The sequence below is a fragment of the Geobacillus sp. C56-T2 genome (genome assembly GCF_007829715.1).
Lineage (GTDB): Bacteria > Bacillota > Bacilli > Bacillales > Anoxybacillaceae > Geobacillus > Geobacillus icigianus.
Window position 1 is genome coordinate 407,073 of record NZ_VJWB01000001.1, and the last position, 26,797, is coordinate 433,869.

Sequence of the window (26,797 nt, forward strand, 5' to 3'; positions counted from 1 at the left end):
GAAATGCGAAATAACATTGTAAAGCGGTATCCACGATTAAATCACCAGCCTCCTAGAAGGTCGGTGAAAAACGGTTGTTTCTTTTGAGCAATGGGGGAGCATTTGAAAGGCGATCCTGATGCGACAAGGCTTTTCTATTTAAGAAACGGTCTTGATAAGCGGCTTGCCTCCTTAAATCACCGGTCTCCTAGAAGGCCGGTGAAAAACCGATGTCACACACCAATCGGAGGCATTTTCATTCAGAAAAGAAAGCTGATTCTGCGAGGTTTCTCTCATTGAGAAATGGGTGGAACTCAGCGGTATTTTGCACGAAATCACCAGCCTTCTAGAACGCGAGCGCATGATCAACAATCGGTGACAGGAGGGAGAAACGATGAAAGTGCTCGTGCTTGGCGCAGGGTTGATGGGAAAGGAAGCAGCGCGTGATTTAGTGCAAAGCGAAGCGGTGGAAGCCGTCACCTTGGCGGATGTCGATCGAACGAAAGCGGAGCGAGCCGCGCGGCAACTCCAATCGGAAAAACTTTCGGCAGTACAAGCGGATGCTGGCGATCAGCAACAGCTGTCCGCTTTGATGAAAAAGCATGATGTGGTGGTCAATGCGCTGTTTTATCGGTTTAATGAAACCGTGGCGAAAACAGCGATCGCCTCCGGTGTTCACTCGGTCGATTTAGGGGGGCATATCGGCCATATTACCGACCGCGTGTTGGAGCTCCATGATCAAGCCCAGGCAGCGGGGGTGACGATCATTCCTGACCTAGGTGTCGCTCCCGGCATGATTAATATTTTGTCCGGCTATGGAGCGAGCCAACTCGATGAAGTCGAATCGATTCAGCTGTATGTCGGCGGCATTCCCGTCCATCCCGATCCGCCGCTCGAGTACAACCATGTGTTTTCGTTGGAAGGGCTTCTTGATCATTACACCGATCCGTCTTTGATCATCCGCGACGGCAAGGTGCAGGAAGTTCCGTCCCTTTCAGAGATCGAGCCGATTTATTTTGAACGGTTTGGGCCGCTTGAAGCGTTTCATACTTCAGGGGGAACATCGACGCTGTCGCGCTCGTTTCCGAACTTGAAGCGGCTTGAGTATAAAACGATCCGCTATCGCGGCCACGCGGAAAAATTTAAACTCCTCGTTGACTTGAACTTGACGCGCAACGATTTTGAAGTGGAGATCGGCGGGCGCCCAATCAAGCCGCGCGACGTGCTGCTGGCCGTCTTGACGCCGCTTCTTGATTTAAAAGGGAAAGACGATGTCGTCTTGCTTCGGGTGATCGTCGGCGGGCGGAAAGAAGGAAAGGAAACGGTGCTCGAATATGAGACGGTCACATTCAACGACCGCGAAAACAACGTGACGGCGATGGCGCGGACGACAGCGTACACGATTTCGGCTGTCGCCCAACTGATCGGCCGCGGCATCATCCAAAAGCGCGGCGTCTATCCGCCTGAACAAATCGTTCCAGGGGATGTGTATATTGAGGAGATGAAGCGGCGCGGAGTGATGATTCGCGAGAAGAAAACAGATCGCTAGAGAAGAACGCACCAAACGAAACTACCCCACCCCGTTTTCAGCTGCGAAACGGGGGTGGGGTGGCGGTGCTGATTGCGCTGCTATGCGCGGCGGTTAGGCGGCTTTCGTTTCCGACGGCTCACCTTTGCGCCAAGCTAGGAAAAGAAAGGCGGCCAGCGCCATGGCGACCATAAACGGGGCTTTGACGGACAAAGCGTGCCACCACACCCCCCTTTCGGCAATGACCGGTAAAATCGGATCGACCACCCCGATGCCCATAAACGCCAAAAACGCATCGACAACGGTGATTCACCGCGCCCTTGTTTGTCTTCCTTCGTCCATTCTTCTCCCGCTTCTTGCAAGATCATGTTGACTCGCTTTTTCATTTGTTTCAATTCTTGTTTGAGCCGATAAACGCTTCTATGACAGCTGAGCGTTCTTGGCCGACTCTTTGTGCCGCCGGCTGCTTGGGGCGATGTCAGCTGGAAATGGCGCTAGCGCGTCACGCTCGTTTTGCTGGCTTTGAGCACTTCTTTGACCGCCGCTTCAATTTCTTGATAGCTCGTGCAGCGGCAAATGTTCGACTCGAGCCATTCTTGAATCATCGCGTCATCGGCGTCCGGATGCCGGTCGATGAGCGCCTGAGCGTTCATGATGAAGCCCGGCGTGCAGTAGCCGCACTGAAAAGCGAAGTGGCGGACGAAGGCGTGCTGTATAGGAGCATCATCGAGCCCTTCGATCGTCGTGATCGGTTTGCCGACCGTTTCGATCGCCAGCATCATGCATGATTTGATCGGCGTGCCGTTGACGAGGACGGTGCAGGCGCCGCAGTCCCCGTTTAGACACCCCGGTTTGGCGCCGGTCAGCCCGAGGTGATCGCGCAAAACAAACAGCAGCGTCTCCGCTTGGCGGACGACGACGGTTCGTTGCTCCCCGTTAATGTGCAACACAAGCTCCCGTTTTGTCGGTTCTTCCATCGTGCATGTGCACCTCCCGTCTAAGAGGCTGGTGATTTCATCGGAAATACGGCTTTAGACTGCCATTTTTCAATGAGAAAACCCTCGTTGCATCGCCCCTGCTTTTCGCCCCCGCATTGAGCAAGGGAATCAGCCGTTTTTCACCGGCCTCCTAGATGGATTCCCCTAACTCGTGAAGCGCATCTTCCAACAGTTGGGCGGCGACAAACAGACGGTAGTCCGCCGATCCTTCAATATCATGCAAAATCGGGCGCGGGAAGGCGGCGATCGCCGCTTGGATCCGTTCGCCAATCGGGCGGTTCCGGTCGTTGAGGTGCGCCTCGACGTCAGCCGAGCGAAACGGAAACGGGCAGATGCCGCTGAAAGCGACGCGAACGGCCTCGTCTTTTTTTAGCGCTGCAATCGTCACCAACGGGTAGCCGACTTCACCTTGTTTGCGGCGCTTGCGATGGAAATGGGGCAGGATGGCGGTGGCGCGGTCAACCTTGAACTGGACGACAAACTCACCGCGGCCCAGCTGCAGCTGTTGATGAAATAAATCATTGATGCGGGCTTGACGGACGCCGGCTGGCCCGGCGATGACGATGTCTGCTTCTGCAACAAGCAGCGCAGTCGCTGCTTCACGATAAAAAATTTGCCCGCATAAGTTGCCGCCGAGTGTAATTTGGTTGCGCGCCGTCCGATCGGCGATTTCTTTGGTCACCTTTGTCAACAAAGGGAACGGATTCGTTTCTTCGAGCTCGGTGAGCGCCAGCGCTGCCCCGAGCACGAGAGGATCCCCGTCGGCGTCAAGCACCCGGCATTCGGGAATCTCCTTAATATCAATGACAGCGGCGGTAGAAACGAAGCCGAGGCGCGATAGGGTGAGGATCTCGGTGCCCCCGCTGTAATAGAGCGGCTGTTTTCCTTGTTGTTCCAGTTCGAGAAACAGCGCCGTCGCTTCAGCGATCGACTGTGGCCGATAGTAGGCAAAATCAAAGGGAACCATAGCCGTCTCCTTTCTGTTTCCGCCAAATGAGTTCGGGAACGAGCGGCAGTTCGTTAAGCGGCACACCAGCGGCAAGCGATAAGGCGTTTGCCAAAGCGGCGGGCATGCCGATCAAGCCGTGTTCGCCGATGCCGCGCGCACCGTACGGAGCGTCGATTTGCGGCGTTTCGACAAATTCGACAATGTAGACGGGATGTTCGCCAAAGCGGATCGGCCGGTACGTGCGCAGCTGTGGGTTTAAGACACGTTGGGCTTGATCAAAAAGAAACCCTTCACGGCTGGCAAAACTCAGCCCCATGCTCATCGCCCCCATCGCCTGGCCAAGCGCCGCTTTCGGGTTGAGCACCTTGCCGGCATCGATGACCGCGTACGCTTTGACAACGCGGTACGTGTAGTCGCGGCGGTTGAACTCCACTTCGACTCCTTCGGCGCATACGCCCCATTCCGGTCCCGGTTTTCCGGCGCCGGTTTCCGGATCAAGCGGGGTCAAGTGGCGCAAAATATAGTGGCCGCGCCCGATCACTTGTCCGCCGATGGCGTTGCCGTTGGGAAATTTGTAGCCGTAGGCAATGTCTTTTACTGGGATGAAAATGGCCGGGTCATCGCGCAAAAAGACGCGCCCGAAGCCGACTTCCAAATCGGCGGGTGAGGCTCGCAGCACGCAGGCGGCGATCTCTTTCAGCTGGCGGATGGCGTCATCGGCGGCGGCCAAGGCCGCGCGCCCGGCCATAAACGTTCCGCGGCTGGCGACCGTTTTCCAATGCTCCGGCGTCGTTTGTGTATCGATGTCCATTTTGACATGAACATCGTCCACGTTCATGTTCAGCCGCTCGGCGACGATTTGCGCGAGCACCGTTTTCGTGCCTGTGCCGATTTCGACGACGCCGGAAATGAGGTTGACGCTGCCGTCTGAATTGAACGTTAAAATGACGCCGGAACTCGCGTCAGTGTCAATCGTTGACGTTTTCCAACCGCCGCTGATGCCTTTGGCCCGCACAGTATAGGCGTCAAGCTCGACGCGTTGCCACTCGTCCCAGCGCATCAGTTCACGCAATCGGTCGAGGCAGGCCGCCATATCCCCGACATTGCTTTTCGTGAGCCGCACTTGCGTCGGGGTCGTATGCCCTGGGCGGATGACGTTTTTGCGCCGCACGTCCCACGGGTCAAGCTGCAGCGCTTTTGCCAATTCGTCAATGGCACGCTCAACAGCAAACGACTGCTCGCAATGGCCGAAACTACGGAACGGTGTCGCATACGGCCGGTTCGTATAGACGCAGAGCGAATCGCACCAGACGTGTTCGACATGGTACGGGCCGGTGCAATCAACGGCCGCGGCGCGGCTGATGTCAATCGCCTTGTCGGAATAAGCGCCGCCGTCAAACAAAAAGAGAATTTCCATCGCTTTGAAAACGCTGTCGTTTGTCGCGCCGATTTTGACCGTTGCCTCCAATCCGATATGGACGGGCGAGGTGACCATGTCATGTTCGCGGCTGTTCCAAACGCTCACTTTCCGGCCGCCGACCGCCTTCGCGGCGAGGTAGGCGAGCAGCTCAAGCTGCACCGGAGCTTTGCCTCCGTAAGCGCCGCCGACAAGCGGCGTTTGGACGATGATCTTGCCTGTGTCTTCTCCAAAATAGGTGTGGAGCAGCTTTTTGATCATAAAGGGCGACTGTGACGAGGCGGTGATATGGATCGTGCCGTCCGGCCCAATTTCCGCTGTGGCGCAGCGCGTCTCCATCGCTGCGTGGTCGGACGGGTTGAAGGAGACGCTCGTTTCGATGATGACATCGCTTTCGGCAAAGCCTTGTTCGATGTTGCCTTTTCGGATTTTCGTCCGGTGGGCGATGTTGGTTCCTGGTTCAGGATGAGTCGTTTTGTTTTTTTCGTAGCGGTCGAGATGTTCATGCAATAGCGGAGCGCCTTCTTTCAACGCCTCGCGCGGCGAGCCGACCGCTGGCAGTGGTTCGTAAGCGACGCGGACGAGGCGGGCGGCTTGTTCGGCCTGGGCGAGCGTGTCAGCGACGACGACGGCGACGACTTCGCCAAAGTAGCGCACTTTGTCGACGGCGATCGGTGGACGATCGCGCATATCTTCACCGGTGAGCGGCAGCCCTTCACCGGTCACAACAGCATGGACGCCGGGGGCGGCAAGCGCGGCGCTTGTCTCGATGGAGGCGATACGCGCGTGGGCGTATGGGCTTGTCACCAAGGCGGCGTGCAGCATTCCCGGCTGTTTGAAATCGTTTGTGTACTTGGCGCGCCCGGTCACCTTATCCCGCGCTTCTTTACGGATCACACTTTTTCCAACAGCCATGGAAGGACTCCTCCTTTCGTTTTTGTTCCATGACCGCGCGCTCATAGTCGCTATAGGTGTCGATGTCCATGCCGATCCACTTGTCTCCTTCGCAGAAGAGACCGCGCCAATGCGGATGGTGAAACAGCTGCCGTCCGCCTGCATCCCCCTCAAGCGCCAGCAGGGAAGGAAACGTCCGTTTTCCCCAGATGACCGGGGGCATCGGTGTGCCCGAGCGGGAAAAGGCGAGGTAATCCGGGCGATGGCGACGATAAAGAGCGGCGAGAGCATCGATCGTTTCCGCTGTTACAAACGGCTGATCGGCCAATAATACGGCGGCGGCGTCCGCCTCTTCTGCCATCGCTGCCCGCAAGCCGCAGGTGAGAGAGTGCGCCTGTCCGCGGTGACAGGCGGCGCAGCGGACAAGGCGGCATTTGTCATGGCGAAGCAGCGCGTCAGGAAGCCAAGCGAGCGCGTCATTGGGCGGCACGACCACGATGACGGGCGAGAGGGAGGAACGAAGCGCCGCCTTGAGCCCGGCTGCCCCGAGCGTCCCGTCTCCCCAAGGTAAGGCGCGCTTATCGGTCCCCATCCGCCGGCTTTGCCCGGCCGCTAAATAAACGGCGGCGATGGCGCCCTTGTTCATCGAGAGGCCTCCAGCGGCCGCCCGCGAAGAACGCTGATCAGCTCGGCAACTATGCTAATGGCGATTTCCTGTGGGCTGCGCGCACCGATCGGCAGTCCGACCGGTGAACGGACAAACGGCGGAGCCGAGCCGGAAGGAAAAAGGCGATCCGTGCGCCGCCGCGGCCCGAGCACGCCAAGATAAGCGAGCGGTATGTCGGCTAACCATTGGGTAAGTTCCCGGTCGCGCTCGAACTGGTGGGTCATCATAATGACAAAGTCGCGTTCAGTAAGGTGCAGCATCGGCACCGTTTCATGCGGAAAGCCGACAACCCAAGCATCGGCGTTCGGGATGTGCGATGGCTGGCAAAACGCCGGGCGCCAGTCGCTGACGGTGACGGAAAACCCGGCGGCTTTGGCCGCCGAGACGAGCGGCGGGGCGTCCGGGCCGGCGCCGAAAATGACGAGGCGCGGCTTCGGCCAAAAATGTTGGATGTAAAACGCGCCGTCATCCGTTTCCTGCACCCCGTTTCGGCCGCGGAAAAACGGGGTGCCATGCAGCGCGTTGAGCCATTCCGGCCTCGGCGGTGAAACATAGCCGCCGAAGCGTTCCCCTGTTTCGCTTTGGAAAAACGGCGGTTCCTTAGGATGAGCGATGCTTCGCGCCATCAGCACATGTTCGCCGCGGTCGAGGCAGCGTTTGAGCGCCAGCCAGACCGATTTTGTGTCCTCTGTCACCGGCTCGAGCCAAACACGGATGAGTCCGTTGCAGCCAGCGCCTTGCCCCCAAGACAAATCGTCCTCGGTCCGCAAATCGAACGAAACAGCAGCGGCTTGGCGGCTCGCCAATACGTCACGGGCGTGGGCCGCCACCGCTTCTTCAAGGCATCCGCCGCTCAGCAGCCCAACCGTTTCTCCATTTGCGTCAATCCACATGCACGTCCCTTCCTTTTGATAGGCCGAGCCTTCAACGTCCATGATGATGGCTACCACGCCATCGCTTGGAGCGCTGGCGATCGCCTCGAGCACAGTATAGTAGCTTTCCATGCTTATCCTCCTTCCGCGTGGCGAAAAAGGCGGCTCAGCTGTTGAAAACGCGGCGTGACGATCAATAAACTTTCATAATGGCCGTAAGCGGCAGCCACCATCGGCACGAGCCGCATCAGCGCGTACGTGAGCGCTTGAAGCGGCACGCTCGGGTGGAACCGACCGACCGCTTTGAGCATCTCGTTCGTTTCTGCCATGGCTTCGGTCGTGCGAAACAGCACGCTTAGATGATATTTCGCTTCGTTTCGTTCAAGCGGTCCGCTAAGAAGGGCGGAAACGTGTTCCCTGAGTTCTTCGGCCAATGCGGCGAGCCGTTGAAAAAGCGGATAGGTGTACCGATGTTCTTGTACGTATGGGCGCAGCTGTTGCTGGATCGTTTCATTGGCCGCTTGAATGTCGCTGAGCAGACCGCTTATCTCTTTTCGATTGTCCCCTTGTTCATTCATCGCGATCCCGTTCTCTCCCTAACCATTTTTCGACTTTGCAGGCGCCGTTTTTAAAATGCGGCTGTTTTGACACTGGATCCCACGTATCGAGTGTCAGCTCGTTTGCCGCTTCCTGCTCAAGCAGCGATCCGTAGTGAAACGGAAGAAACACCATGCCCGGCAGCACGGAGTCGGTGAGGCGAGCGCGAACGATCACTTCACCGCGGCGGCTGGAGACGCGCACCCAGTCGCCCATTTGGATCTGCAGGCGGGCGGCGTCGTCCGGATGAATTTCCGCATACCCTTCCGGAGCCGACAGCTGCAAAAGCGGAGCACGCCCGGTTTTCGTCCGCGTGTGCCAATGGAAGACGTTGCGCCCGGTATTCAGCCAAAACGGGTATTCACGATCGGGCCATTCAAGCGGCGGCGACCAGTCGATCCCGTACAAAATGGCGCGGCCGTTGGCGCCGATGGCGGCGAACTCTTCGCGCGTTCGCGCCCGTCCTGTCCGCATGTCGCGGCCGTATGACTCAGCCTCATCGACAGCTGTCGGAAACACGTTGTCGGTGTACAGCCGTTTTTTTCCTTCCGGATATTGTTCGTTGCACGGCCATTGAATGCCCCCAAGCCGTTCGATTTTTTCATAGGTCATGCCCGACATGTCGCACGGACGCCCTTTTGAGACGATCCGCCATTCGTTAAATGCCTCTTCTGGTGTGGAGTAGGTGATGAGCGGCCGCCCGTTTCGGTCGCGAAACCCCATGCGCCGGGAAAATTCGATCAGCAGCTCCAAGTCGGACGGCAAGCCGAACGGCGGGTCGACCGCCTTGCGGAGCACGTTGACGCGCCGCTCCAAATTCGTCATCGTGCCTTCCTTTTCTCCCCATAAGGCGACCGGAAGAACGAGGTCGGCGAACTCGGCTGTTTCGTTGAAAAACGGATCTTGGACAACAAGAAACACCCGTTTGAGCAGTTCGATCACCCGCTTGCGGTTCGGCAGCGAAACGGCCGGATTGGTGGCGATCACCCAACACATGCGGATGTGCCCTTCCTCGATCAGCCGAAGCATCTCCATGACATGCGTTTGCGGGCCGACCGGCAGCGTCTCGACATCGACATTCCATAAATCAGCGATTTCTTGCAAATGTTTCGGGTTTTCATCGTTCCGGTATCCGGGGTAAAAGCCGGCGCCGCCGACTTCGCGGTTGGACATCGAGCTCGGCTGCCCGGCGTGCTGAAACGGCCCCGACCCCGGCTTGCCGATTTTGCCCATGATTAAGTGCATCGAATTGACGAGCGAGGCGGCGGCCGTAGCGTCCATGCTTTGATAGACGCCTTGCAGCAGGACGGTGACGGTTGTTTTTGACGTGCCGATCCATTCGGCGCACGTTCGCAAATCGCGTTCTGGCACACCGGTAATTTGTTCCACCACTTCGGGCGTGTAGCGGGCGGCCGTTCGCTCGAGTTGCTCATACCCAACCGTATAGCGTTCGATGTAGCCGCGGTCGATCCAGCCGTTGGCGATGAGCAAATGAATCAGCCCGTTTAAGACGGCGACGTTCGTGCCGCTTTTCGGCCGGAGCGATAGGTCAGCCATTTTTTGGCTGATGTCAAGGCGCGGGTCGATTTCCACAATTTTAGTGCCGCGCTTCCGCCGAGCATCGAGTACCCGTTCCCAGAGGACGGTGTTCGTCTCGTTCGAGTTCCGGCCGATAAATACGATGACTTCCGCAATATCCAAATCGTCAAGGCAGGCCGGAGGACCGTCGGCGCCGAAGCTTTGGATAAGCGACCATTCGGCTGTCGCCGTGCATAGCCTTGTATTGGCGTCAACGTGGTGGGTGCGCAAACCGGCGCGGGTTATTTTCGCAATCGTATAATATTCTTCTAAATACAGCTGCCCGCTATGGTAAACCGCAATGCTCTCCGGACCATGAGCGGAAAGCAATTCTTTCGTTTTTTCCACCAGCAGCGAAAGGGCATCGTTCCAGCTTGCCGGTACGAGTGTTCCGCTCCGGTTGCGGATGAGCGGCCGGGTCAGCCGGTCAAGGCTGTTGTTCGCCCACCATTGGTTTTCTCCTTTCGGGCCGAGCCGGCCGCGGTTGACTGGGTAGCGGACATTGCCTTTAATGCCGACGATGCGGTTGTCTTTGACCGCGATGTAGCAACCACAGCCGTTTGAGCAAATGCCGCAAGTGGAATACACCCACTTGTCAATTTCGCCTTGCGTATATACGCTCATATCTTCGCGCGGCGTCTCCCAAGCCATAATGTCATCCCCTTACGAAGGATAAATGATCGGCGGTGATAATCGCTCGCAGCTGCTGGTACGATGGATACGAAGATGTGTAGCCGATGGAACGGTACGGCAAAAACGGGGGAGGTACAGGCGTCGTTGCTGCGTAGATGGGAAGCTGTGACGGCGGCACGCCTGTTTCAGCGCGAAACGGCGGTGTGGTGAGCTGCCAAAAGGCAAGCGGCGGCAGCGGGTGCGGCATCGGTTCGCCCCCTTTCAAAAAGGCTCTGCTATCATTATATTTCTGTAACAAATGCCCATGACTGAAAAACAAAGAAGCCAGCTGTTGCCAGCTAGCTTCTTTTTTGATCCGTTTTTCCTTTTCCGAGCCGTCCGGCCCGCTTGGCAGCTTCCCGCAGCAAATACTCGATATGGCTGTTGACGCTGCGGAATTCCTCTTGCGCCCACTGTTCCAAGACGGCATACAACTCATAGTCAATGCGCAAAGGGAATGGTTTTTTCTTTGTCATCGCACTCCACAACCGTTAATATAGACTGCCCGTGTTGATCACGGGCTGGGTGGCTCGTTCGGAGACGATTGCCACCATCAAGTTGTTGACCATCGCCGCTTTTCGTTCATCATCTAACTCTAAAATGTTTTCTTTGTCAAGCTGTTCGATTGCCATTTGCGCCATGGAAACCGCTCCTTGGACGATCTTTTTCCGCGCCGCCAAAATGGCGGCAGCTTGCTGGCGTTGGAGCATGGCGCCCGCAATTTCCGGCGAGTACGCCAAATGGGTGAGGCGCGCTTCGATCACTTCGACCCCGGCAACGCGCAGCCGCTCTTGCAGCTCTGCGGCGAGAACATCGGAAATAATATCGGCGTTGCCGCGCAACGTAATTTCATTGTCGTCTTCAAACGTGTCGTATGGATATTTGGTCGCGACATGGCGGATCGCCGCTTCACTTTGAATCTCGACAAACTGTTCGTAATCATCGACGTCAAATACCGCTTTCGCCGAGTCAATCACCCGGAAGACAACTACAGCGGCGATTTCGATCGGGTTGCCTTGAGTGTCATTGACCTTTAGTTTGTTGCTCGTGAAGTTGCGCACGCGCAGTGACACTTTCGTGCGGACTGTGAGCGGCACGGTGAAAAACAACCCGCTGTCGCGGATCGTACCGAAATAGCGGCCGAAAAAGGTGAGCACTTTTGCTTGATTCGGCTGGACGATCGTGATGCCGGTCGCGAGCAGCACAGCCATGACGAAAAACAAAATGGCGGGCAAAAACAATTGCTGGGCGAGGAGGAGAAACCCGGCGATGAGAAGCATAGCGATGCCGCCGATACCGATGAATCCATCGAGATACCAAGCGTTCTGTTCCCTCATTGATTGTCCCCCTAATTCATATTAATTTGATATTTTTATGATATCATACATTCAATAAAATGTAAATCGAGTATTATGGTGGTTTTCAGCCATTCGCTGCTTTCCTATGATCGGTCAGGAAACATCCATCAACCACCGGGGGGTGGAAAACAACCTCACTTGCCATCCCTTCTGACCATAGGCCTTTATTCTGATAACAATTTATCGTGTTAAAATATGAAAAAAAACAATTGACTCCGTTTTTCCCGCTGTCATACAATAGAAAAAAAGGCAAACGGGAGCATCGAGCATGGGAAACGAAAAATCGGTGCGCATCGGCCGACTGGCGCTTTTGCTGGCGATGCTTGACGAAGGGGAGGAAGGCCCGGTCCTTCATCAGCTTGAGTCGCTCGCCTGGCGCTATTGCCAAGGGCGCGTCGGGGCGATGGAGCCGCAAAAAATCGTCGCGGCGATCGAGACGGCGGCGAAGCGGCATGAGGTGGTTGACGGCGGCTTGTACCGCGATATGCACGCCTTGTATCATGCGATTTTAGAGGCGGTGCACGGTGTGACGAGGGGGCAGATGGAGCTAGGAGATTTATTAAGAACGGCCGGCCTTCGTTTCGCCGTTGTGCGCGGCACACCGTATGAAGGGCCAAAAGAAGGAGAGTGGATCGCCGTCGCCTTGTACGGGACGATCGGGGCCCCGGTGCGCGGGCTCGAGCACGAGGCGGTTGGGCTCGGCATCAATCATATATAACGCGGCGGCTCGGGCCATTCGATAGAGACGGATCCGCCTAAAGCAATGAGTCATGAGGAGGCGAATCTTGCCGGAAACGGCAGGGGCGCCTCTTTTTGTGTTTGGACATGAACGAAAGGGGATGAAATGATGATCGTGTTGAACGGGCATTCGTTAACGCTTGACGAGGCAAGACGCGTCATTTATGGGAGGGAACGAGTGGCGGCCGCTTTAGAGAGCATGGAAGCGGTTCGAAAAAGCCGGGCGGCTGTGGAACAAGCGATTGCGAGCGGACGAACGATTTATGGGGTGAATACGGGCTTTGGCAAACTCGCTGATGTGCGCATTGAAGGAAGCAGCCTTGAGCAGCTGCAAATCAACCTTCTCCGCTCACACGCCTGTGCGGTCGGCGAGCCGTTTGCCGAGGAAGTGGTGCGGGCGCTGCTTCTGTTGCGGGCGAATGCTTTGTTAAAAGGGTATTCCGGCGTGCGGCCGGCGGTCATTGAGCAGCTGCTTACGTTTTTGAACGCCGGCATTCATCCGATCGTGCCCCAGCAAGGTTCCCTCGGTGCGAGCGGCGATTTGGCGCCGCTGGCTCACGTGGCGCTGGCGCTTGTCGGCGAAGGGGAAGTGATGTATCAAGGCCGGCGGATGCCTGCCGCCCAAGCGCTTTCGCAAGCCGGAATCCCACCGCTCTCCCTGAAAGAAAAGGAAGGGTTGGCGCTCATTAACGGGACGCAGGCGATGACGGCCGTCGGAATTTTGGCCTGCTTAGCGGCGGAACAGCTCGCTTACGACAGCGAGCGGATCGCCGCATTGACGGTCGAGGCGCTTTATGGCGTGACCGATGCTTTTGACGCCCGCATCCACGAAGCCCGCGGATTTCCGGAACAGGCGGAGGTGGCGGAACGAATGCGCCGTTACCTCGCTGGAAGCCAGCTTACGACAAGGCAAGGGGAGCGGCGCGTGCAAGATGCGTATTCGATCCGCTGCATCCCGCAAGTGCACGGGGCGTCGCTCAGAGCGCTCCGCTATGTGAGAGAAACGCTCGAAATCGAAATGAACGCCGCCACGGACAATCCGCTCATCTTTGCGAACGGGGACGTTCTTTCCGGCGGCAACTTTCACGGCCAGCCGGTGGCGATCGCCATGGATTTGTTGAAAATCGCGGTGGCGGAGCTGGCCAACATGAGCGAGCGCCGCATCGAGCGGCTCGTCAACCCGCAGCTTAATGAAGGCTTGCCGCCGTTTTTAAGCCCGCAGCCCGGTTTGCAGTCGGGGGCGATGATTATGCAATACGTCGCGGCTTCGCTCGTATCGGAAAACAAGACGCTCGCTCATCCAGCCAGCGTCGATTCCATTCCGTCATCGGCCAACCAAGAAGATCATGTCAGCATGGGGACGACCGCCGCCCGCCATGCGTACATGATCGTGCAAAACGCAAGAAAGGTGCTGGCGATTGAGCTCATTTGTGCGTTGCAGGCTGTCGAAGCGCGCGGCGTCGAGCGACTGGCTGCGTCAACGAGGCAGTTTTACCACGAGGCGCGCCGCATCGTTCCTTCCATTGTGGCAGACCGCGTGTTTTCCGATGACATCGAAGCGGTGGCGGCGTGGTTGAGCGAAAGGGCAAACCATCAACTTCTCCCCGATGAAACGAAAGCTTAGAAAAGGAAGACGCATGGCGGGCGCAGGTGAGGGGGCGTTCAAGGAGCGATATTTCAAAAAATGGAAGGTAGATAGACCTTGAACCGCCGCCTTGTTCCGCTAGAGATCGGGAAGCGGCCCGCGGTGAATATAGCTTGCCCCTTCATTCTTTTTGCAAAATTTGCCCGTCTTTCCTTTCAGTTGCTTTCTCGTTAGGCCGAGGGCATTGGTGAGTGGATCGAAGAATGTCATGAAAAAGCGGTGAAAAGCGCCCCTTCTCAAGCTGAGAAACTTTGGCGCATCAGCGTCTCTTTTATCAACTGAACGCATTCGGCGAGATCAGTCATTTTTCACCAGTCTCCCAAAGTTGTTCCCCTTGCAGATTTGCGGTAAGATGAGAAAGAGAGAAAAAGGGGAAAGGGTGGCTTCTGTTGACGATTTCGGCCGCGGCGTTGTTGGCCTTATGGAAGATTATTGCGATTGATATCATTTTGTCCGGGGATAATGCGGTCGTCATTGCGATGGCGACGCGGCGGCTGCCGAAAGACCAGCAAAACAAGGCGATTTTTTGGGGGACGGCCGGGGCGGTGTTGCTCCGCATCTTGTTTGCGGCCATCATCGTCTTTTTGCTGAACATTCCGTTCGTTCACTTTGTTGGCGGATTGCTGCTCGTATGGATCGCCTATAAAGTGCTTGTTGAACGGGAAGAGGAAGCGAACGTACAATCATCGGACCGGTTGCTGAAGGCGATTATGACGATTATCATCGCCGATGCGGTGATGAGCTTGGACAACGTTGTCGCTGTCGCTGGGGCGGCCGAAGGGCATCTTGGCATGCTGGCGCTCGGGGTAGCCATCAGCATCCCGATTATGATTTTCGGCTCCAAAGCGATCGTCCGGGTGATGGAACAACACCGATGGGTCGCGTACGTTGGGTCGGGCATTTTGGCGTGGACGGCCGGGAAGATGATCGTTGGCGATGAAGGGGTGCTCCGCTTGCTTCATCTTTCGCACGGTCCGTTCGTCTATGCCGTCGCGGCCGGTGTGACGATTTTTGTTTTGGCTGCCGGTTACATCGCGAATAAAAAAGCAGCGCGTGAAGAAGGGACGTTGATTTGAGCGGCTGGAGGTGGTGTGCGTCCATGAACATCCAACGCATTCTCGTGACGGGAAGGCTTTATGCCGAGCTTGCCGCTCTTCTTCCGGACAAGCGGCCCGATAAAGCGTTTCGCTTTGTCGCTGAAGACGAATTGCAGGAGGCGGATTTTGCTTGGGCGGACGCGTACATCGGCTTTCGGCCGGCCGGGCCGTTTTCGCTTGCCCATTTGCGCTGGGTGCATTCGCTCGGCGCGGGGGTCGACGCGTTTTTGTGGAAGCGGGAATGGAAGCCGGACGTGCTGCTGACGCGGACGATCGGGTCATTTGGCGAGCAGATCGCTGAATATTGCCTCAGTTACTTGCTGCGCGACGCCCAATGCCATGATGTGTATGCTTGGTATCAAGAACAGCGGCAGTGGAAGCCGGTCGCTCCGAAGCGGCTTAGCGAACAGCGGATGGTCATTTACGGGACGGGCGAGATCGGCCGGAGCATTGCCGAAACGCTTCGTCTGTTTGGGGTTTCGCCCGTCGGCGTCTCGCGAAGCGGCCGAGACACGCCGCCGTTTTCGGCTGTTTACCGCCATGATGAGGCGGGGGAAGCACTTGCTCGCGCCGATTGGGTGATCGCCGCGCTTCCGCTGACAGAGGAAACGCATCATCTCTTTGATGAGACGTTTTTTTCCTGCCTGCACAATGCGGGCTTTATCAATGTCGGCCGCGGCGCCACGGTCGAGGAGGCGGCGCTTGTCGGGGCGCTGGAAAACCGAAACGTGCGCCTCGCCGTGCTTGATGTGTTCGAAGAAGAACCGCTGCCGCCGCACTCGCCGCTATGGAGGCATCCGCATGTCATCATCACTCCGCATATCGCGGCGCTCACCGCGGCGGAGGACGCCGCCCGCTCTATATTGGACACGCTTAGCCGCATCGAAGCCGGGGAGCCGCTTGCCAATGCGGTTGATGTGAGCCGGCAATATTGAACGGCATCCTACTGTTTCACAAAGGCTTTTTGAGCAACTTTTTGACCGGCACCACGAGCGACGGCCGCCTTTTTGGCCATCGCTCGTCCCTCTTTGGGACATTTGTTTTCATCCATGTCCAAACCTTTCACAATCCTTGGCTGATCAGGACAGTGGGCGGTCCAATGCGTCCCGCGTATAGTTGGCTGCGATGGGGCTTTGTCTCATAAAACAAGCCAATCGCTTGGCCGACGTTGGCGAAAGGGGAACGGTGAAAAAATTTGTCCAATCGTGGAAAATACCGGTTCATCACCGAAAGATGTACTTGACTTTTAGGAACAAACATGATATTATCCCTCCCGGTTGAACAAAAATAACAAAAAATGGTAATCAATCTTTTTGACGTTCTTATCATGAAAAACGTTTTTTGTCAAGTACATTTTGTGGTGAAGAGCCAAATTCCGTTTTGTTATGATAAAAATAGGTTTATCACCACAACGTGTACTTGACAATTGAGACTTCTTTTCGTGTCGATATGTATGAAAATTGTTTATTTACTGTTTTTTCTTTACAGGAACATTCCTGTTTTTCACCCTCTTTCTTTCGAAAGGGAGTTCACGACTGTATATTGCGTTGGAGTTCAATGTTCCCGTAATCATAATCAATTTTGATAATGTGCTAAAAACGCGACTCGTTTCCACATCGCTTTGTGACTCCACAACGACCACGGAATTCAACTTTCTGAACTAAGAATCCAGCCGGTTTACCTCACTAGCTATACAACTGTCATGAAAAAGGGGAGAATCCACGAGATTAAAATGGCTTCGCGTTGTGTTTCTCAACTGAATTGGTGTTGGTATGATTGATGGAAAAAGGGAATAGCAAAGGAGAGTGAATGTTATGTTTCGCCCATTACAGTGGAAGCGATTGATCGCCTCGCTGATTGTCTTTGTCGCAGGACTAGCAAGCCTATTTGTCTCAGGGGGGAGCACGGCTACAGCTTTCAGTTTAGTAGCAAGCCCTTCAAGTGACCGTGATCTTGTCGCTGTACAGCAGACCATTGTTCAAGCTTTAGAGGCACGATGGCGTCTAATGATCGATCCACAGGTGAACATAAAATCGTTTTATGATCCGGACACTTCCGAACAAGAGGAAAGCCGCGAGCGTGCCTATGTGAGAAGACATTACTTGGAACCGGCTGCTCGTGCTGGATTTCGATATACGAGTGTAAAGGTTCATCCTGTCTTCGAAAATGTTGAGATTAGCGGCAAAACAGCCAAGGTTCAGGTCTTCGTTTCAGTTGAGTACGAATCTATGTTTCCGGGATCAAATGAAGCCGTGATGACCAAGGAAGCGAACATTCCTTATTTCGCTACCTTGGCCAAACGGGATGGTCATTGGCTGATTGTCAAGGTGAGCGGTCAAGATACGTATTCGAAAAGATGATACGTATCACCGTCATTGGGATTTGGGAGCGAAGACGACACGGTTCCTCCATGTGACGGATTACTATTGGGTGAACTAACCTAAAAGGCGGTTTTCCTAGCGTCTACAGGTTTTCCAGTATCATTTCTCAAATAAAGAAACCTTGCAACCCCGATTATTCTTTTCACACCGTCGTTCATGGACTAGGGGAAACCGCTGTTATACAATCACCTGCTGCGAAGTGTGATGCTAGACTTCCATGACGAAAAAAATTTGTCACCATCGAAAGAATGAAAATACCTTTCCACATGTTCGAATTTGGGGAGTTTCATGATAGATCGTCCAGCAAAAATTCCGCGTGCTATGGACGTATTCCAAAGCTGAGAGTTTTAAGTCTGTGGGAGCGGAGGAAGATGAAGTGCGCGTAGGCATCCCGTTGATGTTCATTTTTATGATGATTCTTTTCTCAGGATGTCGGCAACAACAGACTGTCCCTGGGTATGAAGATATTCCTTTGCATCCAAAAGCGAGCCAAATTCAATCGGTAGACGATAGGGTGGAGTTTGTCGTTTTGTCTTTGTCTGCCGATGAAATTGCTGACTATTATGCTCATGAGCTTGAGAAACGACAATGGATTCAAGTTGACAGATGGGGATCGGCCTTTGTCTATGAAAAAAGAGGACGAAAGATTTTGCTTGTGGTTACCGATGGGAAAAATCGCACTAAAGTATCTGTAAGCCCGTTTCATCATTAGAACCGCGCAAATTAGTGCGGGAGATGCTGACTTCAACGAATGAGAAGTGCCAAGCTTCATAGGTCAAGTGGGGGAGAAACGGCTTTTCTTCCTCTTAGGAAGCGTCAAAGGCGCCACGGTCGAGGAGGCGGCGCTTGTCGGGGCGCTGGAAAACCGAAATGTGCGCCTCGCCGTGCTCGATGTGTTTGAAGAAGAACCGCTGCCGCTGCACTCGCCGCTATGGGGTCATCCGCATGTCATCATCACTCCGCATATCGCGGCGCTGACATCAGTTGACGCCGCCGCCCATAGCGTTTTAGACACGCTCCGCCGCATCGAAACGGGCGAACCGCTTGCCAATGCGGTCGATGTGAGCCGGCAATATTGAACGAAAAAACGGTGCCCGATGAACAAGGGGCACCGTTTCGCGTTGCTTACCGGTCGGTGACAATGATATACGCCGCTTTCATTGGCCCGTGGACGCCGACGACCAAGTTCATTTCAATGTCGGCGGAGTTGCTCGGGCCGGTGATGAAGTTGATGCATGACGGAACGAGGGCGCCTTGTTCGATTTGCTCGTGAATGAGCGCCGCCGCTTGCGTCATGCGCGGCACGATGGTGCTTTTCGGAACGATGGCGATATACGTCTTCGGCAAAAAGTGAATGGCCCGCCCTTGTTCATTGCGCGAAAACAAAACGACTGTCCCTGACTCGGCGAGGGTGATGTCACTGAACGCGATGCCGACGTTCGCCTGTTCGGCGGCGTCAATGTTTTGGCGTCCAAGCGCCGGATTCCATATATGGATGGCTGTTCGCTCCGCAGGCCATTCGTCGCCGAGCAAGGCGGACAGCCCATATTCGGCAAAGCGCGGGTCATCCGGCACGATGACCGGGCCGCCGCCATAAGCCGTGACTTGTTGCTTGAGCACCCCAGCAAGTCCGGCGTTTGTCGTCTCAATGTAATCAGTGTGAATCAGTTTACATTGTTCGCGAAGCACTGCCAACAAGTCGTCTTGGCTATAGCCAGCCAAGACTTTCCATTGCGGCTGATCGCTCCATTGCGGCTGGGAGACGCCGGACAGGCGGGGAGCTCTCCCGAGGCGATGGGCGATGTGTTCTAAAAACGCGTCACGGTTGTGAATAGCACCACGCGTCATGACGGATTCCCTCCTTTTTGCCGATCGCGAAACCAATCGCGGAACCGCTCTTTGCTTGGCGCCGGAAATTCGCGGCTTTCCGTCCACGCTTTGAGCGGGCCGGGGCCTTTCGTGATGCGCCCGTCTTCGGCAAACGGGGCGAAGGCGCTTGGCGCCAACTTCGTGCCGAACCGGTACAATGACGGCGAGGCGGTCCCGAGGCGAAACGCCTTCATCGCCAGCTTTTCCGCGACCGACGCTTTTCCTTCCCGCTCGACGATGATTTGGCGATGTTTGATGAGCAGCTCATGAAGCGGAATTTTCACCGGACATGCCTCCGTACAGGCCGCGCAAAGGGAGGATGCGTACGGAAGCTCCTTGTAGTCGTCATAGCCGCCTAAGAGCGGCGACAAGACCGCACCGATCGGGCCGGAGTAAATCGAGCCGTACGAATGGCCGCCGATATGGCGGTACACTGGGCAGACGTTGACACAGGCCGCGCAGCGGATGCATTGCAGCACCGGCTGAAACTCCGTGCCTAAAATCGATGAGCGCCCGTTGTCGACGATGACGAGATGGAACTCTTCCGGTCCGTCAGCGTCCCCTTCGTCGCGCGGGCCGGTGAGGATGGTGATGTAGCTCGTCAATTTTTGTCCGACGGCGCTGCGTGTCAACATGCTCACAAGCACTTCCATTTCTTCAAATGTCGGAACGATCCGCTCCATGCCCATGACCGTAATTTGGGTTTTCGGCAGCGCGGTCACTAAATCGGCGTTGCCTTCGTTTGTCACGAGCGTGATCGAGCCTGATTCGGCGATGGCGAAGTTGCAGCCGGCGATGCCGATGTCAGCCGTCAAATAGTCGCGCCGCAGCGTTTCGCGGGCATGGCGGGCAAGTTCAACCGGATCGGACGATTTCGTATAGCCAAGCTTGCGGCGGAAGACGTCGCGAATTTGCTCTTTGTTTTTATGGAGCGCCGGGCCGACGATATGCGACGGCGGGTCATGATCGTCAATCTGCAAAATGTACTCGCCGAGGTCGGTTTCGACAACGTCACAGCCGATGGCTTCAAGCACCGGGTTTAAATTGATTTCCTCGGTCACCATTGATTTGGATTTGACGATTTTTTTCGCTTGCTTTTCCAAAGCGATGCGGCGGATGTAGTCGTTCGCTTCTTCGGCCGTCCGGGCGAAAAAGACGTGGCCGCCCCGGTTGGCAACGTTTTCACTAAGCTGCATTAAATAATAATCCAAGTTTTCGAGCGTATGTTTTCGGATTTGTTCAGCGAGCGAGCGCCACTCCTCCCAATGGCCGAGCTCTTCAATGACGCCAAGCCGCCGCACATAGCCGCGGTCTTGCATGCCGGCGACCGCCCCGCGCATAAAATTATTTTGCAAGTTTTCCTCGACCCGTTTCCAAAACGGCCCGTTTTCGATTTTCATCGGCATTGTCGTTCCCCTCCTTTTCGCTATGCTGATTTAACACTTCGGCGATATGCATGACGCGAATCGGTTTGCCGAGCCGCTCGATGCGTCCGCCGATGTTGAGTAAACAGCCGCAATCGGCGCCGATCACGTAGTCGGCGTCCACTTCGTCGATATGGGCGATTTTTTCATCTACCATTTGTTCGGAAATCGGACCCATTTTGACGGAAAACGTGCCGCCAAACCCGCAACATTGATGGGCGTTCGGCAGCGGAACAAGCTCAAGCCCTTCGACATGTTCTAATAAGCGGAGCGGCGCTTCTTTGACGCCAAGGAGCCTTGTCATGTGACAGGACGTATGGTACGTCGCCCGTCCGGGGAGCGAGGCGCCGACATCCTCGACGTTCAGCACGTCAACGAGAAATTGGGTCAGCTCGTACGTTTTCGCCGCTAGGCGCTTCGCTTCGTCTTCCCATTTGGGGTCGCCGCGGAAGAGGTGCGGGTATTCTTTTACCATGGCCGCGCATGAGCCGGATGGGGTGACGACATAGTCGGCATCGGCGAACGCGCGCATCATTTGTTTCATCGCCTCTTTCGCTTCTTGGACATAGCCGCTGTTATACGCCGGCTGTCCGCAGCACGTTTGCGCCTCGGGAAAATCAATCTCACAGCCGAGCCGCTCGAGCAGTTCGACGGTCGCTTTGCCGGCCTCCGTATAAAAGAGATCGATGAGGCAGGTGACGAATAACGAGACTTTCATCGGTTCTCCCTCCCGTGTACCGAGTTTAATGAACAGGTCATCTGATGACTATATGTCTATTATAAAATGTTTTTTTCCGATTCGTAGCCCTTTTTTGAAAAAAAAACGCACTCAGTCCGGTTGCTGAGTGCGAATGTAGCGGCGCAGTACGTTTTCGACATTGGTCAGATGCTCCAGCATGCGCGCCCGGGCGGCGTCCGGATTTTGGTCGCGGATGGCTTCGAAAATGGCTTGGTGTTCGGCAAGCAGTTTTTCGGTCGTCGTTTGTTTCGAAAACAGCCATATGCGGCGCGTCTCCCGCATCGTTTCGACGATCATACCGGAAACGCTGTTCATAATACTCATCAACATCGGATTTTGCGACGCCGCCGCAATCGCCATATGGAAGGCCAGATCCGCTTTTTCGCCAAGCTCATCGCTGCCGATCCCTTCTTTCATTTGGCGAAGCGCTTCGGTCATCGCATCGAGGTCGCGGTCTGTCCGCTTGGCGGCGGCGAGCGAGGCCGCGCCTGCCTCGAGCAGTTTGCGCACTTCAAGCAAATGCCAAATATCTTCCTTGTTCATTAAGACGGCAATCGATAAAGGAAACGTCATCACCGTTGGGTCAAATTCACGCACATACGTTCCTTCCCCTTGTTTGAGCTCGATCAGTCCCATCGCTTTCAAGGCGGTGAGCGCCTCGCGAATGGCGGCCCGTCCGACTTGAAACTGCTCGGCCAGCTGCTGAACGGAATCGAGTTTATCACCAGGTTTTAGCTCTCCGTTTTTAATCATATCAAAAATGGCTTCGGCCACTTCTTCGTAAATTTTTTTTGTTTTAATCCGTTTAAATGCCAATGGATCCACCTCAAATATGATTAAAGTAGCTTTCCGATTGTGAGGAAGGAAAGCTCCTGCACTGTCTATTATGATACAGCATCATCGCTCGAGACAAGCGCTTTTTGTTGCCGGTAGACGAGGGCGTCAGCGGTTCGTGGAAAACCAGCCATTCCATCATCGCGCATGGCGAAGTGTGAAGGCGACGGGCTGGGTTGTCGTCAACATCGTCAAGAAACTTTGACCGTATCGACAAGCAGGATGGTCATCCCCGTTGCCTGTCAACATCGGCGTGAGGAAACACAATGGATCGAAAGTTCAAAAAAATACAAAAACACCTATTGTCTTTTGCCGAAAACGCTTTTATAATTTGAGACAGATGGCGCTCTTATCCGGTCATCTGATGACTGGAAGAGTGAAAGAGAAAATAAGTGGGTGTTTATTTGCAAACGCCGCCAAGTCGGGCACAAAGGGGAGGAGAAAACCGCATGTGGAAGCAAGATTTTACGCCAATTGCTGATCAGCTTTGGTTATCGGCGATTGTCGCACTCATTCCGATTTTGTATTTCTTTTGGGCGTTGGCCGTCAAACGGATGAAAGGGCATGTTGCAGGGCTGACGACGTTGCTGCTTGCTGTTGTGCTGGCTGTAATCGCTTACAGAATGCCAGCTGGAAAAGCGGTCATGTCGGTGACACAAGGCGCGGTGTACGGATTGCTTCCGATCGGCTGGATCATCATTACGTCTGTCTTTTTATATAAGCTGACGGTGAAGACCGGCCATTTTGACATCATTCGCAACTCGGTCATTTCGCTCACTGAAGACCGGCGGCTGCAGGCGCTGCTCATTGCCTTTTCGTTCGGGGCGTTTTTGGAAGGGGCGGCCGGGTTTGGCGCGCCGGTAGCGATTTCGGCAGCGCTTCTAGTCGGATTAGGGTTCAACCCGCTTTACGCTGCGGGTATTTGTTTGATTGCCAATACGGCCCCGGTGGCGTTCGGGGCGGTCGGGATTCCGATCATCTCGATGGAAGGGCCGACTGGCGTGCCGGCGATGGAAATTTCGAAAATGGTCGGGCGGCAGCTGCCGTTTTTATCGATCTTTATCCCGTTTTATCTTGTTCTCATTATGGCGGGCTGGAAAAAGACCGTGGAAGTATTTCCGGCCATTATCGTCTCGGGTGTGTCGTTCGCCCTGACGCAATATTTGTCATCGAACTTTTTAGGACCGGAGCTGCCGGACATTTTGTCCTCGCTCGTTTCAATCGTCGCGTTGGCTGTCCTTTTGAAATATTGGAAGCCGAAAAGCACCTTCCGCTTTGCGACCGAGTCGGAGGTGGCGGCTGCCGGACAAGCGGCTCGTGCAACGCACAGCAGCTGGGAAGTGTTCCGCGCGTGGTCGCCGTTTCTCGTGCTGACAGCTTTGATCTCGCTTTGGGGCATCCCGCAGGTAAAGGCGGCGCTCACCGGTCATTATGAAGGAACAAACGCGTTGCTGAAGGCCGTCAATGCGATTGGCTCGCATTTGACGTTTATGCCGCCGGTGCCGGGGTTGAACAACCAAATTTTGAACGCGAGCGGCCAACCGATCGCGGCGGTGTATAAGCTTGAGCTGCTTGGTGCGGCCGGCACGGCCATCTTGCTCGCCGCGGTCGTGAGCAAGTTCATTGTCGGCATTTCATGGAAAGAGTGGGTGCGGACGTTTGCGGAAACGTTGAATGAGCTGAAATACCCCATTATCACCATCGCTTCGGTCGTCGGCTTTGCGTATATCGCCAACTCATCGGGCATGAGCACGACGCTCGGAATGGTGCTGGCGAAAACGGGGGCATTTTTCCCATTCTTCTCGCCGATTTTGGGCTGGCTCGGCGTGTTTATTACCGGTTCGGATACGTCGTCGAACTTATTGTTTGGCAACTTGCAAAAAGTGACAGCGACATCGATCGGCATGGATCCAGTGCTGGCGTTGGCGGCCAACTCCTCCGGCGGCGTCGTCGGGAAAATGATTTCGCCGCAGTCGATCGCCGTCGCCTGTGCGGCCGTCGGTTTGACGGGCAAAGAATCCGACTTGTTCCGCTTCACGGTCAAACATAGCTTGTTCTTAATCATCTTGATTGGCATTCTCGTTTATTTGCAATCGACGGTATTGTCATGGATGATTCCATAACGGCAACGAAGGGGGGACGGGGCTTGGCGAAGGGGGAAGAGAGGCGCCAAGCTCGGCCCCTTTTCCGCTATCAACAAGTCGGATGATCAACGAAAAACCCCGCCATGGAAGTGGGGTTTTTCGTGATGGTGGCGAAGTTTTCCGTTGTGCTCATGGGCGGTGTGGCCAAACGGTGACACACGGTTTTCATGATAAAAGGCGAAGACCAGCTGCATCAGGCGGCGGCTCGCTCGTTTTTGGGAGAAAGGAGCGCGCTACAGCGCCGCGCCGAGCTGTTTCGGCATCGCCCGCAGCGCTTTGCCGGTGCCGATGGCGACCGCCTCAGCCGGGTTGGGCGCCACATGCACCGGCACATGCAGCATGGCGCCAAGCCATTGTTCCATGCCGCGAAGCAAGGCCCCGCCCCCGGTGAGAACGATGCCGCGGTCGATAATATCGCCGCTCAGTTCGGCCGGGCATTCCTCAAGGACGGCGCGAATGGCTTCGGCGATTTGCAGAAGCGATTCTTTGAAGGCATGCTGCACTTCGGCGGGATCAAGAGAAATGGCTTTAAGAAATCCGGTGACCACATCGCGACCATGAATCGTCATTCCTTGTGTCAAAGACGTCCCGGGAGCGCTGCCGATTTCGATTTTCACTTGTTCAGCGGTTTGTTCGCCGATTAGCAAATTGTAGCGCTGGCGAACATATTGAATGATATCTTCGTCGAGCCGATTGCCGCCGATGCGGAGCGAACGGCAGGCAACGACGCCGCCAAACGAAATAATCGCGGCTTCCGTTTTTCCGGCTCCCAAGTGGACGATGACATTGGCGACAGGTTCACCGACCGGTAAGTCCGCGCCAATGGCTGCGGCTACCGGCTCTTCAATCAGGTGAATATGTTTGGCTCCACAATGTTTGGCGATTTCGTAAAAAGAACGGCGCTCGACGGAGGTGGCGTGAAACGGGACACTCATGACGACGTTCGGTTTTTTGAAGGAGAGGCCAAGCTGTCTGCTAGACTGTTTAAACACTTCCTGCAACAACGTTTTGGCGCGCTCAAAATCGGCGATCACGCCATGTTGCAACGGATAGGTGACCTCGACGTGGACCGGGGCTTTGCCGATCATCGTTTTTGCTCGTTGGCCGATGGCGATGAGCTTGTCCGCTTGGCGATGATAGGCGACCGCCGCTGGTTCGTCAAAAATGAGCCCTTTCGTTTGGCTAAACAGCCGGACATTCATCGTGCCTAAGTCAATGCCGAGCTCTGAAGAAACAAACAACCAAAACACCTCTCTTTTGCCAAGTTCGATGAACAGACAGCCCATCATCTATAACATTCGACACGAAACGGGTATTTATGACGGTGAGGCGGAAGACACAAGGGGGGATCGGCGGCGTAGCTGATGAAGGAAAGAAAAATTTTTTTGTTTTCGTGTATAAAAAATGAAAAAAGGGGAAAGGAATAATAGCGTAACGTTTTCCAAGTATTCCCCCGATCCCCTATGAATAAATATGGGCTCTCCGATTGCGGAGAGCCGCTTTTTTTGAAATCACTCTATGAGGCTGGTGATGTAATCGTGGATCCGGCTTTGCCATGTTATGTCTCAATTTAGAAAAATCTTGTTGCATCGGTTCTGCTTTCCGTTCATTTGCCGATTGACTAAGGAGGATCAGCCGATTTCCACCAGCCTTCTATGCTGTTATAAGACAACCGTTACAGCCGCTTGGCTCCTACATACTTCGGCTTCCAATACGGGTTGTTCAAATTGTCGATTTTCACACCGCGCGACACAGCGTGGATGACTTGATTGTTGCCGATATAAATCGCTACATGGGAGACGCCTTTCGTCCGTTTGGAAGTGTCGAAAAACACTAAATCGCCTGGTCGCAATTTCGACCTATGTACATATGTACCTTTTTTATACATTTCTTTCGAAGAGCGCGGCAAGGTAACACCAACTTTTTTATGGGTGTAGTAAACAAATCCGGAACAATCGAATCCTTTAGGTGTTGTGCCGCCATATCGGTAAGGAGTGCCAAGCAGTTTTTTCGCTTCAGCGATGAGCCGCGTTTTATTGGCGGCAGCATCTATGTTGGAAGTGTTTACAAAGAAGGAGGAAAAAAGAACGATTGTCAATACCGACAAAAGCGTGAGCCATTTTTTCATCATTTCCTAACCCCCGACAAACTCCGTTTCGTTTCGACGTTTCTAGTATAGCAGAGGAAAGCTATGTTGTTTTTTACAGTTGAATTAAATAATGTTACAATACAGTTACAGATATAGTACTTCGTCCTAATGATTCATCCTAACGACGTGCTTCTTTGTGCTCCATTGAACGTCTGTTTTCCTGTAGCAACGCCTCGCTCGTTTGACACTATTGTCCTATGACCCGTGTATGAATGTCGCAAGCTGTCGAATGAATAGGAACGGGGGAGGGGGGCGAAAGCGGGGAATG

The 26,797-nt window shown here is 54.9% G+C and carries 25 protein-coding genes and 1 pseudogene; 9 read left to right on the forward strand and 17 right to left on the reverse strand.

The window, feature by feature from the left end:
- Positions 1–373 precede the first annotated feature (373 nt).
- On the forward strand, positions 374–1,528 hold the full coding sequence (locus GC56T2_RS02020; RefSeq protein WP_033018491.1) for a saccharopine dehydrogenase family protein: 1,155 nt from the start codon (positions 374–376) through the stop codon (positions 1,526–1,528).
- Positions 1,529–1,621: 93 nt separating this feature from the next.
- Here the strand turns inward: GC56T2_RS02020 and GC56T2_RS17700 are convergent, their stop codons facing one another.
- The 11 genes from GC56T2_RS17700 to GC56T2_RS02075 all read right to left on the reverse strand — a co-directional run bounded on the left by GC56T2_RS17700 (position 1,622) and on the right by GC56T2_RS02075 (position 11,488).
- Positions 1,622–1,786 carry a hypothetical protein gene (locus GC56T2_RS17700; RefSeq protein WP_186440033.1) on the reverse strand — a complete coding sequence of 55 codons (165 nt, stop codon included), beginning with the start codon at positions 1,784–1,786 and terminating at the stop codon, positions 1,622–1,624.
- Positions 1,787–2,001: 215 nt separating this feature from the next.
- A complete protein-coding gene (locus tag GC56T2_RS02030; RefSeq protein ID WP_144972686.1) occupies positions 2,002–2,484 on the reverse strand; it encodes a (2Fe-2S)-binding protein in 483 nt (160 codons plus the stop codon).
- A gap of 151 nt (positions 2,485–2,635) precedes the next feature.
- Positions 2,636–3,472, reverse strand: a complete 837-nt coding sequence (locus GC56T2_RS02035; protein WP_144972687.1) for an FAD binding domain-containing protein — start codon at positions 3,470–3,472, stop codon at positions 2,636–2,638.
- Complete coding sequence (locus GC56T2_RS02040) at positions 3,459–5,786, reverse strand: xanthine dehydrogenase family protein molybdopterin-binding subunit (RefSeq protein ID WP_144972689.1); 2,328 nt, start codon at positions 5,784–5,786, stop codon at positions 3,459–3,461. Before GC56T2_RS02040 ends, GC56T2_RS02035 begins: the two co-directional genes overlap by 14 nt.
- On the reverse strand, positions 5,758–6,411 hold the full coding sequence (gene pucB, locus GC56T2_RS02045) for a xanthine dehydrogenase accessory protein PucB (RefSeq protein ID WP_144972691.1): 654 nt from the start codon (positions 6,409–6,411) through the stop codon (positions 5,758–5,760). The genes GC56T2_RS02040 and pucB overlap by 29 nt, the downstream gene beginning before the upstream one ends.
- On the reverse strand, positions 6,408–7,436 hold the full coding sequence (locus tag GC56T2_RS02050; RefSeq protein WP_144972693.1) for an XdhC family protein: 1,029 nt from the start codon (positions 7,434–7,436) through the stop codon (positions 6,408–6,410). The genes pucB and GC56T2_RS02050 overlap by 4 nt, the downstream gene beginning before the upstream one ends.
- A 2-nt stretch (positions 7,437–7,438) precedes the next feature.
- Positions 7,439–7,882 carry a hypothetical protein gene (locus tag GC56T2_RS02055; RefSeq protein WP_144972695.1) on the reverse strand — a complete coding sequence of 148 codons (444 nt, stop codon included), beginning with the start codon at positions 7,880–7,882 and terminating at the stop codon, positions 7,439–7,441.
- Positions 7,875–10,130, reverse strand: coding sequence for a molybdopterin oxidoreductase family protein (locus GC56T2_RS02060; RefSeq protein ID WP_144972697.1), 2,256 nt, complete (start codon positions 10,128–10,130; stop codon positions 7,875–7,877). The genes GC56T2_RS02055 and GC56T2_RS02060 overlap by 8 nt, the downstream gene beginning before the upstream one ends.
- A gap of 4 nt (positions 10,131–10,134) precedes the next feature.
- Entirely contained in the window at positions 10,135–10,359 is a 225-nt protein-coding gene (locus GC56T2_RS02065) for a hypothetical protein (RefSeq protein ID WP_144972699.1), read from the reverse strand.
- A 91-nt stretch (positions 10,360–10,450) separates the two neighbouring features.
- Positions 10,451–10,627 (reverse strand): type II toxin-antitoxin system antitoxin, encoded by a 177-nt coding sequence (locus tag GC56T2_RS02070; protein ID WP_033018480.1) that lies wholly within the window; start codon positions 10,625–10,627, stop codon positions 10,451–10,453.
- Positions 10,628–10,642: 15 nt separating this feature from the next.
- Positions 10,643–11,488: an SPFH domain-containing protein gene (locus GC56T2_RS02075; protein WP_144972701.1), complete on the reverse strand. Its 846-nt coding sequence runs from the start codon at positions 11,486–11,488 to the stop codon at positions 10,643–10,645.
- A gap of 289 nt (positions 11,489–11,777) precedes the next feature.
- On the opposite strand from GC56T2_RS02075, the gene hutP reads away from it, so the two are divergent.
- The 7 genes and pseudogenes from hutP to GC56T2_RS02110 form a co-directional block, all read left to right on the forward strand.
- A complete protein-coding gene (gene hutP, locus GC56T2_RS02080; RefSeq protein WP_144972703.1) occupies positions 11,778–12,227 on the forward strand; it encodes a histidine utilization transcription antiterminator HutP in 450 nt (149 codons plus the stop codon).
- A gap of 129 nt (positions 12,228–12,356) precedes the next feature.
- Positions 12,357–13,871 carry a histidine ammonia-lyase gene (hutH, locus tag GC56T2_RS02085; RefSeq protein WP_144972705.1) on the forward strand — a complete coding sequence of 505 codons (1,515 nt, stop codon included), beginning with the start codon at positions 12,357–12,359 and terminating at the stop codon, positions 13,869–13,871.
- A 410-nt stretch (positions 13,872–14,281) separates the two neighbouring features.
- The gene (locus GC56T2_RS02090) at positions 14,282–14,968 is read left to right on the forward strand and encodes a TerC family protein (protein ID WP_144972707.1); all 687 of its coding nucleotides are present in this window, start codon (positions 14,282–14,284) and stop codon (positions 14,966–14,968) included.
- A gap of 23 nt (positions 14,969–14,991) precedes the next feature.
- Entirely contained in the window at positions 14,992–15,924 is a 933-nt protein-coding gene (locus tag GC56T2_RS02095) for a D-2-hydroxyacid dehydrogenase (protein ID WP_144972708.1), read from the forward strand.
- A gap of 879 nt (positions 15,925–16,803) precedes the next feature.
- Positions 16,804–17,349: a hypothetical protein gene (locus GC56T2_RS02100; RefSeq protein WP_144972710.1), complete on the forward strand. Its 546-nt coding sequence runs from the start codon at positions 16,804–16,806 to the stop codon at positions 17,347–17,349.
- A gap of 397 nt (positions 17,350–17,746) precedes the next feature.
- The gene (locus tag GC56T2_RS02105) at positions 17,747–18,082 is read left to right on the forward strand and encodes a hypothetical protein (protein ID WP_144972712.1); all 336 of its coding nucleotides are present in this window, start codon (positions 17,747–17,749) and stop codon (positions 18,080–18,082) included.
- Between the two features lie 106 nt (positions 18,083–18,188).
- A pseudogene (locus tag GC56T2_RS02110) lies at positions 18,189–18,449 on the forward strand (NAD(P)-dependent oxidoreductase); the annotation flags it as partial.
- Positions 18,450–18,495: 46 nt separating this feature from the next.
- Here GC56T2_RS02110 and GC56T2_RS02115 read toward each other — a convergent pair.
- The 4 genes from GC56T2_RS02115 to GC56T2_RS02130 form a co-directional block, all read right to left on the reverse strand.
- Positions 18,496–19,218 carry a LutC/YkgG family protein gene (locus GC56T2_RS02115; RefSeq protein ID WP_144972714.1) on the reverse strand — a complete coding sequence of 241 codons (723 nt, stop codon included), beginning with the start codon at positions 19,216–19,218 and terminating at the stop codon, positions 18,496–18,498.
- Positions 19,215–20,645 carry a LutB/LldF family L-lactate oxidation iron-sulfur protein gene (locus GC56T2_RS02120; protein ID WP_144972716.1) on the reverse strand — a complete coding sequence of 477 codons (1,431 nt, stop codon included), beginning with the start codon at positions 20,643–20,645 and terminating at the stop codon, positions 19,215–19,217. The genes GC56T2_RS02115 and GC56T2_RS02120 overlap by 4 nt, the downstream gene beginning before the upstream one ends.
- Positions 20,584–21,381 carry a (Fe-S)-binding protein gene (locus GC56T2_RS02125; protein ID WP_144972717.1) on the reverse strand — a complete coding sequence of 266 codons (798 nt, stop codon included), beginning with the start codon at positions 21,379–21,381 and terminating at the stop codon, positions 20,584–20,586. The genes GC56T2_RS02120 and GC56T2_RS02125 overlap by 62 nt, the downstream gene beginning before the upstream one ends.
- A gap of 111 nt (positions 21,382–21,492) precedes the next feature.
- Positions 21,493–22,218 (reverse strand): FadR/GntR family transcriptional regulator, encoded by a 726-nt coding sequence (locus GC56T2_RS02130; RefSeq protein WP_144972719.1) that lies wholly within the window; start codon positions 22,216–22,218, stop codon positions 21,493–21,495.
- A 467-nt stretch (positions 22,219–22,685) separates the two neighbouring features.
- Between GC56T2_RS02130 and GC56T2_RS02135 the strand changes: the two genes are divergently transcribed.
- Entirely contained in the window at positions 22,686–24,359 is a 1,674-nt protein-coding gene (locus tag GC56T2_RS02135; protein ID WP_144972721.1) for an L-lactate permease, read from the forward strand.
- Between the two features lie 254 nt (positions 24,360–24,613).
- On the opposite strand, the gene mreBH is transcribed toward GC56T2_RS02135, so the two are convergent.
- Positions 24,614–25,621 (reverse strand): rod-share determining protein MreBH, encoded by a 1,008-nt coding sequence (mreBH, locus tag GC56T2_RS02140; protein ID WP_144972723.1) that lies wholly within the window; start codon positions 25,619–25,621, stop codon positions 24,614–24,616.
- A gap of 434 nt (positions 25,622–26,055) precedes the next feature.
- On the reverse strand, positions 26,056–26,508 hold the full coding sequence (locus GC56T2_RS02145) for a C40 family peptidase (RefSeq protein ID WP_144972725.1): 453 nt from the start codon (positions 26,506–26,508) through the stop codon (positions 26,056–26,058).
- Positions 26,509–26,797 lie beyond the last annotated feature (289 nt).